Origin of the sequence: Sphingomonas sp. DC5200-1 (assembly GCF_049897245.1) — a bacterium.
GTDB lineage: Bacteria > Pseudomonadota > Alphaproteobacteria > Sphingomonadales > Sphingomonadaceae > Sphingomonas > Sphingomonas aquatilis.
Window position 1 is genome coordinate 618,387 of the sequence record NZ_JAFCVW010000002.1, and the last position, 17,167, is coordinate 635,553.

General features: G+C 65.9%; 14 protein-coding genes. 9 read left to right on the forward strand and 5 right to left on the reverse strand.

Annotated elements, in window-relative coordinates; translation table 11 throughout:
* Window positions 1–37: 37 nt before the first annotated feature.
* Together ACP7A3_RS06135 and ACP7A3_RS06140 are read left to right on the forward strand one after the other, a co-directional pair.
* Window positions 38–601: a helix-turn-helix domain-containing protein gene (locus ACP7A3_RS06135; RefSeq protein WP_426254972.1), complete on the forward strand. Its 564-nt coding sequence runs from the start codon at window positions 38–40 to the stop codon at window positions 599–601.
* A gap of 185 nt (window positions 602–786) precedes the next feature.
* Window positions 787–2,634 (forward strand): ABC-F family ATP-binding cassette domain-containing protein, encoded by a 1,848-nt coding sequence (locus tag ACP7A3_RS06140; protein ID WP_426254971.1) that lies wholly within the window; start codon window positions 787–789, stop codon window positions 2,632–2,634.
* Window positions 2,635–2,652: 18 nt separating this feature from the next.
* On the opposite strand, the gene ACP7A3_RS06145 is transcribed toward ACP7A3_RS06140, so the two are convergent.
* The gene (locus tag ACP7A3_RS06145; protein WP_426254970.1) at window positions 2,653–3,744 is read right to left on the reverse strand and encodes an esterase-like activity of phytase family protein; all 1,092 of its coding nucleotides are present in this window, start codon (window positions 3,742–3,744) and stop codon (window positions 2,653–2,655) included.
* A 316-nt stretch (window positions 3,745–4,060) separates the two neighbouring features.
* Here ACP7A3_RS06145 and ACP7A3_RS06150 point away from each other — a divergent pair, with 316 nt between their 5' ends.
* The 3 genes from ACP7A3_RS06150 to ACP7A3_RS06160 all read left to right on the forward strand — a co-directional run bounded on the left by ACP7A3_RS06150 (window position 4,061) and on the right by ACP7A3_RS06160 (window position 5,730).
* On the forward strand, window positions 4,061–4,402 hold the full coding sequence (locus tag ACP7A3_RS06150; protein WP_426254969.1) for an ArsR/SmtB family transcription factor: 342 nt from the start codon (window positions 4,061–4,063) through the stop codon (window positions 4,400–4,402).
* A 264-nt stretch (window positions 4,403–4,666) separates the two neighbouring features.
* The gene (locus tag ACP7A3_RS06155) at window positions 4,667–5,353 is read left to right on the forward strand and encodes a hypothetical protein (RefSeq protein WP_426254968.1); all 687 of its coding nucleotides are present in this window, start codon (window positions 4,667–4,669) and stop codon (window positions 5,351–5,353) included.
* A gap of 26 nt (window positions 5,354–5,379) precedes the next feature.
* Window positions 5,380–5,730: a VOC family protein gene (locus ACP7A3_RS06160; RefSeq protein ID WP_426254967.1), complete on the forward strand. Its 351-nt coding sequence runs from the start codon at window positions 5,380–5,382 to the stop codon at window positions 5,728–5,730.
* A gap of 423 nt (window positions 5,731–6,153) precedes the next feature.
* Here ACP7A3_RS06160 and ACP7A3_RS06165 read toward each other — a convergent pair whose 3' ends face one another.
* Both ACP7A3_RS06165 and ACP7A3_RS06170 read right to left on the reverse strand, forming a co-directional pair.
* Complete coding sequence (locus tag ACP7A3_RS06165; protein WP_244056746.1) at window positions 6,154–6,429, reverse strand: DUF3297 family protein; 276 nt, start codon at window positions 6,427–6,429, stop codon at window positions 6,154–6,156.
* Between the two features lie 93 nt (window positions 6,430–6,522).
* A complete protein-coding gene (locus ACP7A3_RS06170) occupies window positions 6,523–6,894 on the reverse strand; it encodes a hypothetical protein (RefSeq protein ID WP_294216098.1) in 372 nt (123 codons plus the stop codon).
* 252 nt (window positions 6,895–7,146) lie between these two features.
* Between ACP7A3_RS06170 and ACP7A3_RS06175 the strand changes: the two genes are divergently transcribed.
* Window positions 7,147–9,531, forward strand: coding sequence for a TonB-dependent receptor (locus tag ACP7A3_RS06175; protein WP_426254966.1), 2,385 nt, complete (start codon window positions 7,147–7,149; stop codon window positions 9,529–9,531).
* Between the two features lie 472 nt (window positions 9,532–10,003).
* On the opposite strand, the gene typA is transcribed toward ACP7A3_RS06175, so the two are convergent.
* Both typA and ACP7A3_RS06185 read right to left on the reverse strand, forming a co-directional pair.
* Window positions 10,004–11,845 carry a translational GTPase TypA gene (typA, locus tag ACP7A3_RS06180; RefSeq protein ID WP_043060842.1) on the reverse strand — a complete coding sequence of 614 codons (1,842 nt, stop codon included), beginning with the start codon at window positions 11,843–11,845 and terminating at the stop codon, window positions 10,004–10,006.
* A 306-nt stretch (window positions 11,846–12,151) separates the two neighbouring features.
* Entirely contained in the window at window positions 12,152–12,964 is an 813-nt protein-coding gene (locus ACP7A3_RS06185; protein WP_426254965.1) for a hypothetical protein, read from the reverse strand.
* 599 nt (window positions 12,965–13,563) lie between these two features.
* Between ACP7A3_RS06185 and ACP7A3_RS06190 the strand changes: the two genes are divergently transcribed.
* The 3 genes from ACP7A3_RS06190 (at window position 13,564) to ACP7A3_RS06200 (ending at window position 17,080) form a co-directional block, all read left to right on the forward strand.
* A complete protein-coding gene (locus ACP7A3_RS06190; RefSeq protein WP_043060855.1) occupies window positions 13,564–14,781 on the forward strand; it encodes a toxic anion resistance protein in 1,218 nt (405 codons plus the stop codon).
* Between the two features lie 7 nt (window positions 14,782–14,788).
* Window positions 14,789–15,532, forward strand: a complete 744-nt coding sequence (locus tag ACP7A3_RS06195) for a hypothetical protein (protein WP_244056755.1) — start codon at window positions 14,789–14,791, stop codon at window positions 15,530–15,532.
* A 66-nt stretch (window positions 15,533–15,598) separates the two neighbouring features.
* The gene (locus ACP7A3_RS06200; RefSeq protein WP_426254964.1) at window positions 15,599–17,080 is read left to right on the forward strand and encodes an ATP-binding protein; all 1,482 of its coding nucleotides are present in this window, start codon (window positions 15,599–15,601) and stop codon (window positions 17,078–17,080) included.
* Window positions 17,081–17,167 lie beyond the last annotated feature (87 nt).

Consider the following 17,167-nt stretch of genomic DNA (forward strand, 5'->3'; position numbering starts at 1 on the left):
AGGACAGCGAAATAACCACACTGGTTAGAGAGCCGCCATGATTACCGCGATCCGTCAAGTACGTAGGGCCAAGGGACTGACCCTCGAAGAGGTCGCGCAGCGGTGCGTCCCTCCAACAACCGCCCAGACGATCGGCCGTCTGGAAACGGGGACGCGGACGGTTTCGGTCGACTGGCTGAACCGCATCGCCGCGGCGCTGGAGGTCGCGCCCGCCGATCTGGTGACCTTGCCCGAACGCACCGCGCTGCCGGTCGCCGCGACGCTGGACAGCGACGGCACCCACGTGCCCCGCCGCGAAATGACGCTCCCCGCACCGCAGCCGAGTAACGGCGGCATCGCCATTTCGGTGACCGGCAGCGTCGGCGATTATCGCGCCGGCGACGAAATCTGGTGCGACCTGCGCGCACCCGACGGCTTTGCCCAAGCGCTCAACCGCGACATCCTGCTCCCCGAACCCGCCGGCCGCTTCCTGTTCGCACGGCTCATCGGCATCGACGGCGAGGCGCTTCTGGTCCTCCCCCCCACGCCCGCCGCCCGCCCCGTCTCGATCCCCTCGCCCCCCTGGATCGCGCAAGCCGTCCGCCTGATCCGGTCGTTTTAATAGGGTTCACGCGAAGCCGCGAAGTCGCACAGGGCGCGCGCCGCAGGCACGCTCACCGCTCACCCTGCCTTGGGCAGACCGGCGGCGCCAAGCCCCACTCTCTTCGCGTCTTCGCGTCTTCGCGCGAACACCCCGCCTTCCCGCCCGCTTTAGCTGCAACGCAACATCTGCTATGGGCCTCGCCCATGCTCAACCTCAACGGCATCACCGTGCGCCTCGGCGGCCGCACGATCCTCGACGGCGCATCCGCGGCGCTGCCGCCCGGCAGCCGCGTCGGCCTGATCGGTCGCAACGGCGCCGGCAAGTCGACGCTGGTCCGCGTCATCGCCGGCATGCTGGAGCCCGACGACGGCAGCGCCGACATGCCCAAGGGCGCGCGCCTCGGCTATATCGCGCAGGAAGCCCCCTCGGGCACCGCGACGCCCTTCGACACCGTCCTCGCCGCCGACGTCGAGCGCGCCGCACTGATGATCGAGTCGGAGACGTGCGAAGACCCCGACCGGCTCGGCGACGTCTACGAGCGCCTGATCGCGATCGACGCCTATACCGCCCCCATGCGCGCCGCGCAGATCCTGCTCGGCCTCGGCTTCGACGAAGAGATGCAGCAGCGCCCGCTCGACAGCTTCTCGGGCGGCTGGAAGATGCGCGTCGCGCTCGCCGCGCTCCTCTTCTCGCAGCCCGACCTGCTGCTCCTCGACGAGCCTAGCAACCACCTCGATCTCGAAGCGGTGATGTGGCTCGAGGATTTCCTGGTGAACTACAAGGCGACGATCGTCGTCGTCAGCCACGAACGCGACTTCCTCAACAACGTCGTCGACCACATCCTGCACCTGCAGAACGGCAAGATCACGCTCTACGCCGGCGGCTACGACAGCTTCGAACGCCAGCGCGCGGAACGCATGGCGCAGCTCGCCGCCGCCAAGGCGAACCAGGACGCGCAGCGCGCTAAGCTCCAGGACTATGTCGCCCGCAATTCGGCCCGCGCCTCCACCGCCAAACAGGCGCAGAGCCGGCAGAAGATGCTGGCGAAGATGCAGCCGATCGCCGAACTCGCCAACGATCCGACTCTGTCGTTCGACTTCCCCGATCCCAGCGAACTGCGCCCCCCGCTCATCACGCTCGACATGGCGAGCGTCGGCTATGCCGACACGCCGATCCTCAAGCGCCTCAACATGCGCCTCGACCCCGATGATCGCGTCGCGCTGCTGGGCCGCAACGGCAACGGCAAGACCACGCTCGCCCGCCTGCTCGCCGCGCAGCTGACGCCGATGGACGGCGAGATGAACGCCACCGGCAAGATGAAGGTCGGCTATTTCACCCAATATCAGGTCGAGGAACTCGACGCCGACGACACGCCGCTCGAACACATGACCCGCATCATGCGCGGCGCCAGCCCGGCGGCGGTGCGCGCGCAGCTCGGCCGCTTCGGCTTTTCGGGTGACAAGGCGGTGGGCAAGGTCGGCAAAATGTCGGGCGGCGAAAAGGCGCGCCTCGCCTTGGCGCTCATCACCCGCGACGCGCCGCACATGCTGATCCTCGACGAACCGACCAACCACCTCGACGTCGACGCGCGCGAGGCGCTGATCCAGGCGCTCAACGCCTATTCGGGCGCCGTCGTGCTGGTCAGCCACGATCGCCACATGCTGGAAATGACCGCCGACCGCCTCGTGCTGGTCGACGGCGGCACCGCGAAGGAATTCGACGGCAGCCTCGACGATTACATCGCCTTCGTCCTCGCGGGCGACAAGGCTCCCGAAGACAAGAAGGGGAAGAAGGACAAGGCCAAGCCGATCGACCGCGACGCCGACAAGGCGCGCCGCAAGGCGATCCGCGACGCGGAGGCGGAGATCGCCAAGCTCACCACCGAACGCAACGCGCTCGATCGCGCCATGTTCGATCCCAAGACCGCCGAGCCGCGCTTCGCCAAGCTCGCCATGGGCGACCTGATGAAGCGCCGCGCCGACGCGCAGGACCGCATCGACGCGCTCGAAGCGCAATGGCTGGAGGCGACCGAGGCGCTCGAGGCGGCGTAACCGCCGCCGACGGACCCGCTACCGCAGCGGGTCCGCACCCGGCCAGGCGAAGGCGAGGAACTGCGTCGTCTCCTCCGGATTGAAATTGTCGTCCGCCACCAGGATCAGCGTGCGCCGCCCGTCCGGCAGGCGCGGGCCCCACGCCATCCCTTCCAGATTGTCGATCAGCACGCCGTCATATCGGCCGGGCAGGTCGAGCAGCACCTCACGCGTCATCGGCACCGCGGCGCAGCGCGGCAGCGCCGGGCACGACAGCACGTCCGTCGTATCGTCGGCGATCCGCGACAGCACGATCCGCGCGCGCACGCCCTGCCGCATGTCGAACGGCGCGACGCGCTCGATCGACAGGAAGCGCCGGTCGTCGATCGCCAGCAATTCCGACACGCTGTAGCGCGCATCCGGCACGTCATAGACATATTGGCGTAGCGGCCGCCCGGTCCGCGGATCGAAGCGGGTCAGGCGATGAAGCGCGACCCCATTCGCCGCCCCATCCTCATAGGCCGGCACCTCGTTGATCGCGAACACGCCGCCCTTGGGCGCGACCGCCAGCCCCTCCAGCACGCCGTTCGAAGCCGCCCCGCGTGTGCGATTGTCCGCATACAGATAAGCCGACGGTAAATCGAACTGCCGCAGCACACGGCCTGCCGCATTGCTTTCGTAGATCGCCGGCTGCACCCGTAGCGCGGGGTCCTCGCTCCACGTACCCTCGGACGACCACAGGATATGCCCGTTCGCCAGATGCCGGATGCCTTCGGGATCGACGACCGCGCGGTCCATCGGGAAGCGCGCGCCCCGCACGTCGCGCAGCGGTGTCTGGCGTTCGACCCGCACCGTCATCGCGCGATGCGCTGGATCCAGCCCGATCGATAGCTGATAGAAGCGCGGCGGCCGGCCATCGCCCTTGTCGTCCGATATGGCGAGATACTGGTCGCCGCGCAGCCGATCGAGGCCCGACAGTCCGCCGATCGTGATCCCGTCGAACCGGCTGTCGAACGGAATCTGCGTCGTGCCGATCAGCTCCAGGCCCGGCTCGCTGGCGACCGCCGGTCCGGCCGACAGCATCAGCGCGCCCGCCACCATCGCCATCACGGCCCGCCCTGCCCGGTTCATGTCTGCCTCCGACGCTCGTCCATTTACACCGGCCATCGCACCCGACGTCCCGGGCCAATCATGCCGCCGCATTTTGACGGTTTTGCGTCCACCGGCGCCCGGCTCAGCCCCAGGCAGACCGTCCCCGCGTCGACCGGCCATGCGCCACAACGCGGTCATCACTGCGGCCAAGGACCTGCGCCACGTACGATGGCAACGATGGCGTTGCCTATCCACCGTACGTCGATCATAAGCAACCAGAGGGTTGCCAGCGTCGCAACCGTTTGGTTGCCCTGTCGGCATCCTGACGGTTGCCTGGGCAACCGGGAGGTTGCCGATGTCCGTTCCGCCGTCCGTCGCCAAGCCCGTGCAGGCCGCGCGGCTGTTCGCCATTCTCGGCGATCCCACGCGGCTGCTGCTGCTCGTGACCCTACGCAGCGGCGTCGCCCGACCGATCGCCCGGCTGGCGACGCATGCGGGAATGACCCGCCAGGCCGTCACCAAACATTTGCACCTGCTCGAACAGGCGGGCCTCGTCACCCGGACCAGCGCAGGGCGCGAAACCCACTATCGCTATGTACCAGGAACGCTCGACGTCGCACGCCAATATCTGGACGCGATCGCCGGCCGATGGGATGCCATGTCCCCACCGGCGGACACCAACGTACCAGATCGGTAATCCTGCGCAACCCTTTTGCGGCGTGCGTCACTGATAGGCGGCGCCAATATGGTTAACGACCGTTTGGCCATGATCTGACCCGCCCACCTCTCGCCGACTTTGCCACTGCGGGCTAGGCGGCCCCTATCGCCACTGCCAGCGCGCCGCCCAAGCGAACCACACCCACCCCTGCCATCACGCGCGCCGCTCACCAACGACGTTCAGCAACGCGCAAGATTTCACCGCGCAGATTGCCGGCGCCTCGCCCGCGAAGGATGCATGCTTATGCCGCTGCTCGCCCTGCTCCTGGTCGCCGCCTCCAGCCCCGCCGCGCCCCCGCTGCCGGCCACAATCGACCTCACCCGCCCCTTCGCCACCCGCACCCCGTGGCGCCTCGCCGCGACGCAGGGACCTGCCATCCCCGATCCGATCCTCGGCGACGGCACCGTCCCCGGCGCGGTCCGCCTGTGCCTCGGCCATCCCGGTGGCACCTGCCAGCCCGATGTCGCGCGCCTGCTCACGCCACCCAGCGGCGCCGATGCCTATGGCGAGCCGCACGATTTGCTCGCCGCGCGCATCGTCCACCCTCGCGACCATGTCCCGCTGCTGCTGCTCCGCGTCGGCAGCCTGCACGGCGCCAACGGCGACCAGCGGATCGCGACCGCGCTGTTCGCCTACGACCGGACCGCCGACCGCTTCACGCCCGTCTTCACGCGCCAGACCGGCCGCAACAACAATCAGGAGGTGCGCTATATCGACGCCGGCCCGCTCGCCGGCGACGTCATCGTCGCAGAGCCGACCCGCACCGCTCCCTTCGCCTATTGGGTCACCGTTAGCGCGCCCGGCACCGGCGCGCACCCCTATCGACAGCTGCTCCGCTATCGCAGTAGCGTGCGCTACGGCGACGGCGATCCCCGCCCGGTCATCGATGCGGAGATGCCAGCGATCCTACGGCATCTGTCCAAGCGATAAGCCGTCCCCGCAGGAGGCCGATCCCGATGTCCCACCATGTCGTCGCCATCGTGCCGAGCACCGATCTCACCGCCAGCACCGCCTTCTACGCCCGGCTGGGTTTCACCCTCGCGTCCGATTGGGGCGAATATCGCATTCTGGAGGACGGCCGTGGCTGGCACCTTCACCTGCGCCACGCGCCCGGCTGGCCAGCCAACGTCGAGGACAATCCCTTCGGCCTTTATCTCTATGTCGACGACGTCGACGCGATCGCCGACCGGGTGCGCGAGCTCATCATCCTGCCCGACACGCCCCACCCCACCCCCTGGGGCACCTACGAATTCGCGGTCAGCGATCCCAGCGGCGTCCTCGTCCGCATTGGCCGCGTCTTGGGCTGACGCGGCTGGGCATCGATCCACCCGTCTCGAACGTCATCCCAGCGCAGGCAGGACCTTCGTGGAAGCGCCTCCGCTCGCCACGCGTGATCCGTCACCCCGGACTTGGTCCGGGGTCCACTCCTCCACGCAATCGGGAGCTTCGGCCCCTGCGGCCCGGTGGATGCCGGAACACGTCCGGCATGACGGGGAGGCTTTTTCCGTAGCTCCCGCTTCAACTCGGTTCGATCCGCCTACCCCAAAACGTCACCCCAGCGCAGGCTGGGGTCTTTCGCGACTCCCGATGCGCCCTAACCGAACGATCCCAGCCTGCGGATGACGCTTGGGCACAGCAGCCACCCTTCACACCGTCACACGCATCACCCAGCAAAAAGGGCGCACCGGTTCCCCGCCACGCCCTCACGGTCTGCCAGTCGCGATCGGGGCTTAGCCCTCGGCGCTATCCTCAGCCTCGGCCCCTGGCGCAGGCCGTTCGAACCACGCCTCCACCTCGCCGGTCAGCTTGATCGTCAGCGGGCGGCCGTGGCGGTCGACCTTCTTGCCCAGCGCGACGCGGATCCAGCCGGCGGCGCGGTCATATTCCTCGACGTCGTGGCGCTGCTTGCCCTTGAAGCGGATACCGATGCCGCGCTCCAGCGCGGGCTGGTCGAAATACGGGCTCGACGGGTCGGTCGACAGGCGATCGGGGGGCGTATCGGTCATCCGCGCGCGCTTAACGCCAATGGCGCGCGCCCGCCACGAAAAAGCGGCGCGGGCATCGCTGCCCACGCCGCCTTCCCGACGAAACCGCTGCTATCAGTAGCCGTAGCCATATCCGTAGGACGGATAATTGTAGTTATAGTAGCGCTCGCGCACCACGACCCTCGGCGGGGGCGGCGGCGGCGGCGGCGCATAATAGCGGTCTTCATACACGACGCGCGGCGGGGGCGGCGGCGCATCGTAATAATAGCCGCGATCGTAATAGCGCGGACGGTTGCTGCTCGCGATCGCCGCACCGATGCCCAGGCCCAGCACGCCGCCCAGCAGCGCACCGGCAACGGCATCGCCGCCACCACGGTTATAATGGCGATAGCCGCCCCAACGCTGCGCATCGGCCGGCGCCGCGGCGGTCAGCGCGGTGGCGGCGAGCGCCACACCCAATCCTGCCTTCTTCAAAAACCCGTTCATGACGAACCTCCTCACTGACGACGTCCGGGTTGGGCCAAACGCACAACGGTCCGAGCGTGTTGCCAGTGCTCTAGGTGATTCGGGCTGAACCGAGCCGGAATGCGGCGTTCATCCGCGGTTTACCGTCCGCCCGGACACATATGTTCACGAAGACGACACAATCCGCGCTTAGTCGCGCGACAGCCGCAGGGGGCGCCATCCGATACGACGGGCATTCGCGAACGGGATCACCCGCGCGCCTGCCACGCGAACATGGTCCCCTCGCGCCAGATCATAAAGGGGAATTTCGTGACGTCTCGCCTGTTCAAGACCATGCTGCTGCTCGGCGCCGCCGGCCTCGCGGCGCCCGCCCTCGCCCAGACGGCGCCTGCGCCCGTTCCCGCCCCGGCCGATGCCGCGCCGCAGGCCGACACCGGCGATCTCGGCGACATCGTCGTCACCGCCGAACGCCGGGCCGAAAACCTGCAGCGCGTGCCGATCTCGGTCGCCGTCGTCGGCGGGCCGGAACTGCGCAATCTCCAGTCGGGCGGCGAGGACATTCTCGCGCTCTCGGGTCGCGTCCCCGGTCTCTATGCCGAAACCACCACCGGCCGCATCTTCCCGCGCTTCTACATCCGCGGCTTGGGCAACATAGACTTTTACCTGGGCGCCAGCCAACCAGTCTCCATCATCCAGGATGATGTTGTTCTGGAACATGTCGTCCTGAAATCCAATCCCGTGTTCGACGTACAGCAGGTCGAAGTCTTGCGCGGTCCGCAGGGGTCCTTGTTCGGTCGCAACACGACCGCCGGTATCATTAAGTTCGATACGATCAAGCCTTCGCAAACCTGGCAGGGTCGCGTGTCGGCGTCGGCCGGCAGCCTCGGCACCTTCACCTATGACGCCGGCGTCGGCGGTCCGATCGTTCAGGACAAGGTCGCCGTCCGTCTGTCGGGCCTGATGCAGCACCGCAACGACTGGGTCGACAACACCTTTGCGGGCTACAGCGCCGACAGCACGCGCACGCCGCAGAAGAATGCGATGGGCGGCTTCACCGAAAAGGACGTGCGCCTGCAGGTGCTGCTGACGCCGACCGACGCCTTCTCGGTCAACGTGTCGGGCCATGCGCGCGGCTATCACGGCACCTCGACGATCTTCCACCGCGCGGCGCTGAAGAAGGGCTCGAACTCGGTCTCGGCCGAACCGCGCGACCGGATCGCGCTCGACGAAGGCAACGACAACCCGCAGGATTACGACACCTACGGCACGTCGGTGAACGCCGCCTACGACTTCGGGCCGGTCACGCTCACCTCGATCAGCGCGTACGAGACGACCTCGGGCTACAGCCGCGGCGATACCGATGGCGGCGCGGCGGTGAACTATCCGTTCAACGGCCGTCCCAATGGCTACGGGCAGAGCCAGGGCAACATCCGCGGCCTCGACCAGTATACGCAGGAAGTCCGCCTCGCGTCGGCCGCGGGCCAGCGTTTCACCTGGCAGGTCGGTGGATTCTACTTCAACCAGAAGGACACCACGGAATTCTACCAACGGTCCTACTTCCTGACCGGCCCGGATGCCCTTGGAAACACGCGCAATCCCAACAACTGGGTGCGTCTGCGCGACGTCAACACCAGCTGGGCGGCCTTCGGTCAGGCCAGCTTCAAGGTGACGCCGGACTTCACGATCACCGGTGGCGCGCGCTATACCGAGGATCTCAAGAAGACCGCGCTCGTGAAGCCCGTCTATGATGTTACCGGCACCGTCGACCAGTTCCGCCGCTTCAACCCCACCGCCCCGACGTCGGTGCGCCTCGAGGGCAAGGAGCCGAGCTGGGACGTCTCGGCGCTCTACGCGATCGACGGCCAGAACAGCGTTTACGCCCGCGTCGCGCGCGGCTTCCGCGGTCCGACGATCCAGGGTCGCTCGGCGGTGTTCAACTCGCCGTTCAGCACCGCGAACAGCGAAACGATCACCTCGTGGGAAGTCGGGTCGAAGGGCCTGTTCCTCGACGGGCGCCTGCGCATCAATTCGTCGCTATTCACCTATGTCGTCAACGACATCCAGCTGAACGGCAATGACGTGAACGGCAATGGCGTGCTGTTCAATGCCGACAAGGCCCGCGCCTATGGCGTCGAGATCGATAGCGAATTCCGCCCGATCCCGAACCTGACGCTGACCCTCGGCGCAAGTGCATTGGCCTCGAAGATCCGCGACAAGCGGGTCTATGCGCAGGTCTGCATCCTCAACGGCGTGGTCGTCTGCACCGTGCAGAATCCGACGATCAAGGTCGGCGCCAACACCTTCGCGGCCGTCGACGGCAACCCGCTGCCCAACGCCCCGCGCTGGAACCTCGACGCCACCGCGCGCTACGACGTGCCGCTGTCGAACGGCGGCAAGCTGTTCGCCGCGACCGACTGGAACATCCAGGGCTATACGAACTTCGTGCTCTACAAGACCGCGGAATTCTATTCGAAGGGCAATTTCGAAGGCGGCCTGAAGATCGGCTACACGACGCCGGACGACAATTACGAAGTCGCCGCCTTTGCCCGCAACATCACCAACGAAAAGAACCTGAAGGGCGTGATCGAAAACTACATGGCCGCGGTGTTCAACGAACCGCGCATCATCGGCGTCTCGGTCAGCGGCCGCTTCAAGTAAGCAATTTGCCCTGACCTAAAGCAGGGGCGGCACCACAAGGCGCCGCCCCTTTTTTTGCGCCCCGTCGTCGCCCCAACCACACCGTCACCCCGGACTCGTTCCGGGGTCCACCGGGCCGCCAGGGGGCGGCAAGAGGCGCAAAACGCCCCTCGCTGCAGAGTACCCGTCCGGGATGACGGGGAGGTCAAGACACCTTCCACCCGCCCCATCGGCGAGCGCCCACGCCCGACAAGCGATCGCCACCGACGGCAGGCGGCGGCACCGCAAAGCGTCGCATATTCCGTCCCCCGCCCCCGTCACCCCGGGCTCGACCCGGGGTCCCGCTTCTTCTTCTCCGCCCCGCCAAAAAGCGGGACCCCGGGTCAAGCCCGGGGTGACGAGGAGGGCGAGATCACCGGTACGCTCACCGCACACAAAAAAGAGGGCGCCCGATCGCTCGGACGCCCCCTCCTCAAACCAAAATCCGAAAGCGTTACGCCGCCATCTTGGCGCGCGACGCCTTCTTGCGCTCGTGCGGATCCAAGTGGCGCTTGCGCAGGCGGATCGACTTCGGCGTCACTTCGACCATTTCGTCGTCGTCGATGTACGCAATCGCCTGTTCCAGCGTCATCTTCTTCGGCGGCGTCAGGCGGATCGCATCGTCCTTGCCGCCCGATGCGCGGAAGTTCGTCAGCTGCTTCGCCTTCATCGGATTGACCTCCAGGTCATCCGTCTTGGCGTTCTCACCGATGATCATGCCCTCGTACAGCGCCTCGCCGTGACCGACGAACAGGATGCCGCGATCCTCGAGCGGGCCGAGCGCATAGCTGTTCGCCTCGCCCGCGCCGTTCGAGATCAGCACGCCGTTCTTGCGGCCTTCGATCTGGCCCTTGTGCGGACCATAACGCTCGAACAGCCGGTTCATGATGCCGGTGCCGCGCGTGTCCGACAGGAACTCGCCGTGGTAACCGATCATGCCGCGGCTGGGCGCCGAGAAGGTGATGCGCGTCTTGCCGCCGGTCGACGGACGCATGTCGGTCAGCTCGGCCTTCCGCAGGTTCATCTTCTCGACGACGGTGCCCGAATGCTCCTCGTCCACGTCGATGATGACGGTTTCGTACGGCTCGGTCTTCTTGCCGTCCTCATCCTCGCCGAACAGCACGCGCGGGCGGCTGATGCCCAGCTCGAAGCCTTCGCGGCGCATCGTCTCGATCAGCACGCCCAGCTGAAGCTCGCCGCGGCCGGCGACTTCGAAGCTGTCACGATCGGCGGCTTCGGTCACCTTCACCGCGACGTTCGATTCCGCCTCGCGGAACAGACGGTCGCGGATCATGCGGCTCGTCACCTTGCTGCCCTCGCGACCCGCCATCGGCGAATCGTTCACCGCAAAGCGCATCGACAGCGTCGGCGGATCGATCGGCTGCGCGTGCAGCGGCTCGCTGACGGTCGTGTCGGCGATCGTGTTGGCGACCGTCGCGACGGTCAGGCCGGCGAGGCTGATGATGTCGCCCGCGCTCGCTTCGTCGACCGGCACGCGATCGAGCCCGCGGAACGACAGGATCTTCGACGCGCGGCCCGTCTCGATGATGTTGCCATCATTGTCGAGCGCATGGATCGGCTGGTTGGTCTTCACCGTGCCCGAATTGACGCGGCCGGTCAGGATGCGGCCCAGGAAGTTGTCGCGATCGAGCAGCGTCACCAGGAAGGTGAACGGCGCGTCCTTGTCGAGGTTGGGCGGCGGCACGTGGTTGACGATCGTCTCGAACATCGGGATCAGCGTGCCTTCGCGCGCGTCCATGTCAGTCGAGGCATAGCCGTTGCGGCCCGAGGCATAGAGCACCGGGAAGTCGAGCTGCTCGTCGTTCGCGTCCAGCGACACGAACAGGTCGAACACCTCGTCCAGCACCTCCTGGATGCGCGCGTCGGGGCGGTCGACCTTGTTGACCACGACGATCGGCTTCAGGCCCAGCGCCAGCGCCTTGCCGGTCACGAACTTCGTCTGCGGCATCGCGCCTTCCGACGAATCCACCAGCAGCACGACGCCGTCGACCATGGAGAGAATGCGCTCGACTTCACCACCAAAGTCGGCGTGGCCCGGCGTATCGACGATGTTGATGCGCACGGTCTCGCCGCCACCGGGAGGCGCCCAGTCGACCGAGGTCGGCTTGGCGAGAATGGTGATCCCGCGCTCCTTTTCGAGGTCGTTCGAATCCATCGCGCGCTCTTCGACACGCTGGTTGTCGCGGAAGGTGCCGGACTGGCGGAAGAGCTGATCGACCAGCGTCGTCTTGCCGTGATCGACGTGCGCGATGATCGCCACGTTGCGGAGGCTCATGGGAATTCCTGATCTATAGGGTATCGCGGGCGCCCATAGCCGAAATGTTGCGTCGCGGGAAGGGGGCGGGGAGGGGCGGCTTTGCGCCAGCTTGAACGCGGCGCCGGTAGTGGCGACACCGCTTAAAGATCGATTGCTTGTAATGGCGGCAGTGACGCGCTGGACGCCTCAGGGAGATCGTCTTCAGCGTCTAGCGGGACCATTGCCCGAAGCGCATCCAGCAGGCTTGGTTTCAACGCGACCGCATCGATAGCCTTGTCATACCTTTGATCCGCAGAGATTGTAAGTACATCAGTCCAAATGCCTTTACGAAGTGGCGCAAGCTGTTTCGTCGGGGACTAGCACCTCCGCAGCATCCCATTTCGACATGATGATAGCGGCGCGCATCGCAATCTCCACGCATCGCTGCAAGGGCAACACCTGCTGCGTATGTTGAATGGATCGTACCGCGCGTGCGATGGCAAGATGCCTGGAGGTGACCGGTACGTTGTTGCCATCAAGAATTAGGACGATAGCCGGCCATAGCCGTTGGACGCTTGTGACCATGCTGCCGATGGCCGGCGGCGTGATCTCATTGGTCAGGACAGCGATAGCGTCTGAGAAAAACGGCTTGATGTCCGCCACTGGGGCACCATCGCCCACGATGCTCCATACCGACGTCTCGTCTTCGGCAAGCGGGCCGTTCAAATTATCGCCGAACTGGAGCACGCGCCCGTCTTGCAGCGTGACCTCCGCAAAGCCTGAAGGCCGTCCCTCCAGCGAGGTCCGGTCCCGAACGACCATCTGGCACGCGAACCCAGCCAGGGCGCCCGATACGCATAGTAAGTCCGTGGTTTCAGCGCCGAACGAATTCAAGAACCGCTGAACGGATGAAGCTCCTGCCTCCAGTGGATCGTCCGAAACAGGAATGCCGCGTTCACCCTCCTCCAGTTTAGACATTGTGCGCGTGTTGAACCACGCCCATCCAACAAAGACGCAAGTGAATGCGGCAAAGCTTACCACGACAAAAATCAATACCGGCGACAACGCTGTTTCCCGGATCGGCCGCAAACTCAACGAAACGAGCGCCAGGAATGTCACCGCCGGCATGATAAATAGCAAGCCGAGCTGGTTTCTCATGGACCGCAGCCGTGTCTGTGATTCCACTACGTAGCTTCCGCCCCATAGCCCATACGGCATGAAGACGGGCCGACCGTCAGATGTATGTCCAAAGCTTAGATCGGCGAATGCGCCAGGCAAGCCCCACAAGTCCCGAAACGCTTGGATTAACACTCGCACGATCCGCCTCCCTGATGCGCATCATCGACCTACGACGCATGAAAATTAAGAGACCAGAGTTAACAATTTGCGCGCGATAGTTTCAGCGCCTTGGTGATCCGATATGCAAGCCGCGCGGCATACAAACATGTTTTACCAAGCGAGTTATTTTCTCACGGCTGTAGCGCCATACTTTCAGGGCCTTAATCTTCACTGTCCTACACGCCCCCGATCCGCTATACTGCCGCCATGGCCACGCCCATCCTCGCCCTGCCCTTGTCCGGCAGGCGCAGCACGGGTGGCATTTCCGACGATGACGTACCGTCCACTTCGTCCACTTCCGCGACCCGAATCACCCCCGGCATCGCGCGCCAGCGTATTATTCACATGACACACTTGAACCCCGCCCCCGCAACCGGCACATTGCGGGGCAACGGGCCGATGCCCGCTGGAGGACGATGATGGCGACGAGCGCCGATACCTTGAGCGCACCTACGCAACCGGGGCTGGTGCTGACCCCGCCCGATCCCGTACCCACCGTGCAGGCGGAGCGCGCCGCCGGACTCGTGCCGATCGACGATGCCAAGAAGACGCAGCTCGAAACCCGCGTCGATACCTTCGTCCGCGATCTCGTCGCCGAAGACGTCAATAGCCCCGAATTCGGCAAGCGCGTCGATGCGATCACCGCGATGGGCGCGAAGGAAATTCGCGAGGCGGCGGGCCAGTCGAACCGCTTCCTCGATCGCCCGATCCGCGCGATGGACAAGGAAAGCGGCGTCGGTGCCGACCTTGCGCAGCTACGCCGCGTGATCGAAGACCTCGATCCCGGCCGCAAGGGCGCGCTCTCGGGCCCCAAGAAGATCTTCGGCATCATCCCCTTCGGGTCGAAGATGCGCGACTATTTTGAAAGCTATCAGTCGTCGCAGACGCACATCAGCGCGATCTTGAAGAACCTTGCGTCCGGCAAGGACGAACTGCTGATGGACAATGCCGCGATCGATACCGAGCGCGCCAACCTGTGGGGCGCGATGGGGCGCCTTGAACAGATGATCCACCTCAGCAAGGCGATGGACGCCAAGCTGGAGGAGACGGCCGCCGACCTCGACCACACCGATCCCGCCAAGGCGAAGGCGATCCGCGAGACCGCGCTGTTCTACACGCGCCAGCGCACGCAGGACCTGCTGACGCAGATGGCAGTGACGGTGCAGGGCTATCTCGCACTCGACCTCGTCAAGAAGAACAACGTCGAACTGGTGAAGGGGGTCGATCGCGCCAGCACCACGACCGTCTCGGCGCTGCGCACCGCGGTGACGGTGGCGCAGGCGCTGACCAACCAGAAACTGGTGCTGGAATCGATCACGCAGCTCAACACGACCACGGCCAACATCATCGATTCGACCGGCAAACTGCTGCGCAGCAACACCGCCGCGATCCACGAACAGGCCGCCGCCTCGACCATCCCGCTCGAAACGCTGCAACGCGCCTTCCAGAACATCTACGACACGATGGACGCGATCGACACGTTCAAGATCAAGGCGCTCGATTCGATGAAGACCACCGTCACCGCGCTCGGCAGCGAGGTGGAGAAGTCGAAGGGCTATATCGCGCGGGCGGAAGGCGCCGCGCAGGGGGCGCTGAAGGGTCCATCGACCGACAGCTATCGCTTGGAGTCGCTGTGAGACTGGCATGACCGAGGTCGACGAACAGATCGCCCGCGCCCGCGCGACGATGGCCCGGATCAGCGAGGACTATCGCGGGCCCGTCGCCGAGAAGCTCGGCACCGTGTATCGCGCGCATGGCAAGCGGCTGAAGCGCAAGGCGGTCGGTGTCGGCACGCGCTTCGCGATCATCTGCGCGGTCAATGCGATCATCCTGATCGCTGCGGCGGTGGCGGGCATGGTCGTGCCGCTCGGCCTGTTCGGCGGGCTAGCCGTGCTGCTGCTGATGGCGGCGGTGACGATCGCGATCGCCATCGCGCCGGCCGCCCGCGCGCCGAGCGAAAAGGTGCTGCGCGAAACCGACATCAAGACGTTGCCCGCCAAGACCGAACGCTGGCTCGATGCGCAGCGCCCGATGCTGCCTGCGCCGGCACGCGGGCTGGTCGACCAGATCGGCGTCCGTCTCGAAACGCTGTCGCCGCAGCTCGGCCGGCTCGATGGCCGCGAGGAAGAGGCCTATGAGGTCCGCCGCTTGATCGGCGAACAGCTGCCCGCCTTCGTCACCGATTACGCGCGCGTCCCCGAACCGCTCCGCCGCGTCGAGCGCAACGGCCGCACGCCCGACGCCGAACTCGTCGCCGGCCTCAAGCTGATCGAGCAGGAGATCGCCGACATGACCGCGCGGCTGGCGCAGAACGACCTCGACAGCCTGTCGACGCGCGGTCGCTATCTGGAGATCAAATATCGCGACGAGGGTGGCGATCGACCATGATCGGTGGAATAAACCAGTCACGGTCGCGACTTGCCTGTTGGGGCCGACTGGGCCATGCCCGAATCCATGGCTGATGACTCCCAGCACCCCACTGAACGCACCGCGTCCGACGCGCCCCTGATCGGACAGGCGACCGGAGTCCCGTCCGCCGGCACGATCGACAGCGGGCACGACGACCCGATCGGCCGCCCGGGCCTGCATCACTGGCGCGAAAGCACGATTACGCGCCCCGGCCTCGACGATCGCGGCAACGTCTTCTTCGCCGCGATCGAGATGACGCGGATGCCGATGATCCTGACTGATCCCAATCAGGACGACAATCCGATCGCCTTCGCCAACAAGGCCTTCCTCGACCTGACGGGGTATGAGGAGGCCGAGGTGCTGGGCCGGAACTGCCGCTTCCTGCAGGGGTCGCAGACCGATCGCGGCGCCGTCGCCGAACTGCGCGAGGCGATCGAGGCCCGCCAGTCGATCGCGCTCGAATTGCTCAACTACCGTCGCGACGGCTCGCCGTTCTGGAACGCGGTATTCATCGGCCCGGTTTACGACGTCGAGGGCAACCTCCTCTATTTCTTCGCCAGCCAGCTCGACGTCACGCGCCGCCGTAACGTCGAACAGAGCTACCGCCAGGCGCAGAAGATGGAATCGATCGGCCAACTCACCGCCGGCCTCGCACACGATTTCAACAATCTGCTCCAGGTGGTGAACGGCAATCTCGACCTGCTGTCCGCCGTCACCGACAGTGACAAGGCCAAGCGTTACGTCGCCGCGGCGCAGTCGGCCGCCGAACGCGGCGCCAAGCTGACGCGCCAGTTGCTCGCCTTCGCCCGCAAGACGCGGCTCGAACCGCGTGCGATCGATCTCAGCCACCTCGTCACCGAGTTCAGCGAGGTGATCGAAAGCTCAGTGTCGAAATACGTCGACCTGCACCTCAGCCTGCGCCGCGGGCTGCCGCACGTCGTCGTCGATCCCGATCAGCTCGAAATGGCGCTGCTCAACATCGTCAACAATGCCCGCGACGCCATGCCCAATGGCGGCGAGGTGACGATCGGCACGCGCCGCCTGTCGCTCACCCCTGAAACCGCGCGCGAACTGGCGCCCGGCGACTATGTCGTGCTCGAGGTGAAGGACGAAGGCACGGGCATGCCGCCCGAGGTGCTGGAACGCGCGGTCGAACCGTTCTTCACGACCAAGGGCGTCGGTCAGGGCACGGGGCTCGGCCTCGCCATGGCCAGCGGGTTCCTGCGCCAGTCCGGCGGCCGCCTCGATATCGAGAGCGAGGACGGTCGCGGCACCAGCGTCATGATGATCTTCCCCGTCGCACGCCCCAGCGAAGAGGCGGGCACGTCCGATGCCAGCGTCGACGCGCTGAACGCGGCACCGGCCCAGCCGCGCGGCTATGTCGAACATGTGCTGATCGTCGAGGATAATGACGAAGTGCTGGCGGTGGCGAGCGAGATCCTGACGAGCGCTGGTTATCGCGTCACCACCGCTATCAGTGGCGAACAGGGCCTCAAGCCTGCATTCCCCAAGTGGCGTGGCGTTTGAGGTGAAGATCGCCTGTATCCGAGCGCTAGACAAGGATTTTCTGCCGCAAGCGGCACCTGCGGTCGCGCAGACTGCTGGATCTGGACG

What these genes read in the sequence shown, in the direction of transcription:
- ACP7A3_RS06135 (WP_426254972.1), top strand. Translation starts at nt 38, where the DNA reads ATGATTACCGCGATCCGTCAAGTACGTAGGGCCAAGGGACTGACCCTC.
- ACP7A3_RS06140 (WP_426254971.1), top strand. Translation starts at nt 787, where the DNA reads ATGCTCAACCTCAACGGCATCACCGTGCGCCTCGGCGGCCGCACGATC.
- ACP7A3_RS06145 (WP_426254970.1), bottom strand. Translation starts at nt 3,744, where the DNA reads ATGAACCGGGCAGGGCGGGCCGTGATGGCGATGGTGGCGGGCGCGCTG.
- ACP7A3_RS06150 (WP_426254969.1), top strand. Translation starts at nt 4,061, where the DNA reads ATGTCCGTTCCGCCGTCCGTCGCCAAGCCCGTGCAGGCCGCGCGGCTG.
- ACP7A3_RS06155 (WP_426254968.1), top strand. Translation starts at nt 4,667, where the DNA reads ATGCCGCTGCTCGCCCTGCTCCTGGTCGCCGCCTCCAGCCCCGCCGCG.
- ACP7A3_RS06160 (WP_426254967.1), top strand. Translation starts at nt 5,380, where the DNA reads ATGTCCCACCATGTCGTCGCCATCGTGCCGAGCACCGATCTCACCGCC.
- ACP7A3_RS06165 (WP_244056746.1), bottom strand. Translation starts at nt 6,429, where the DNA reads ATGACCGATACGCCCCCCGATCGCCTGTCGACCGACCCGTCGAGCCCG.
- ACP7A3_RS06170 (WP_294216098.1), bottom strand. Translation starts at nt 6,894, where the DNA reads ATGAACGGGTTTTTGAAGAAGGCAGGATTGGGTGTGGCGCTCGCCGCC.
- ACP7A3_RS06175 (WP_426254966.1), top strand. Translation starts at nt 7,147, where the DNA reads ATGGTCCCCTCGCGCCAGATCATAAAGGGGAATTTCGTGACGTCTCGC.
- typA (WP_043060842.1), bottom strand. Translation starts at nt 11,845, where the DNA reads ATGAGCCTCCGCAACGTGGCGATCATCGCGCACGTCGATCACGGCAAG.
- ACP7A3_RS06185 (WP_426254965.1), bottom strand. Translation starts at nt 12,964, where the DNA reads ATGAGAAACCAGCTCGGCTTGCTATTTATCATGCCGGCGGTGACATTC.
- ACP7A3_RS06190 (WP_043060855.1), top strand. Translation starts at nt 13,564, where the DNA reads ATGGCGACGAGCGCCGATACCTTGAGCGCACCTACGCAACCGGGGCTG.
- ACP7A3_RS06195 (WP_244056755.1), top strand. Translation starts at nt 14,789, where the DNA reads ATGACCGAGGTCGACGAACAGATCGCCCGCGCCCGCGCGACGATGGCC.
- ACP7A3_RS06200 (WP_426254964.1), top strand. Translation starts at nt 15,599, where the DNA reads ATGGCTGATGACTCCCAGCACCCCACTGAACGCACCGCGTCCGACGCG.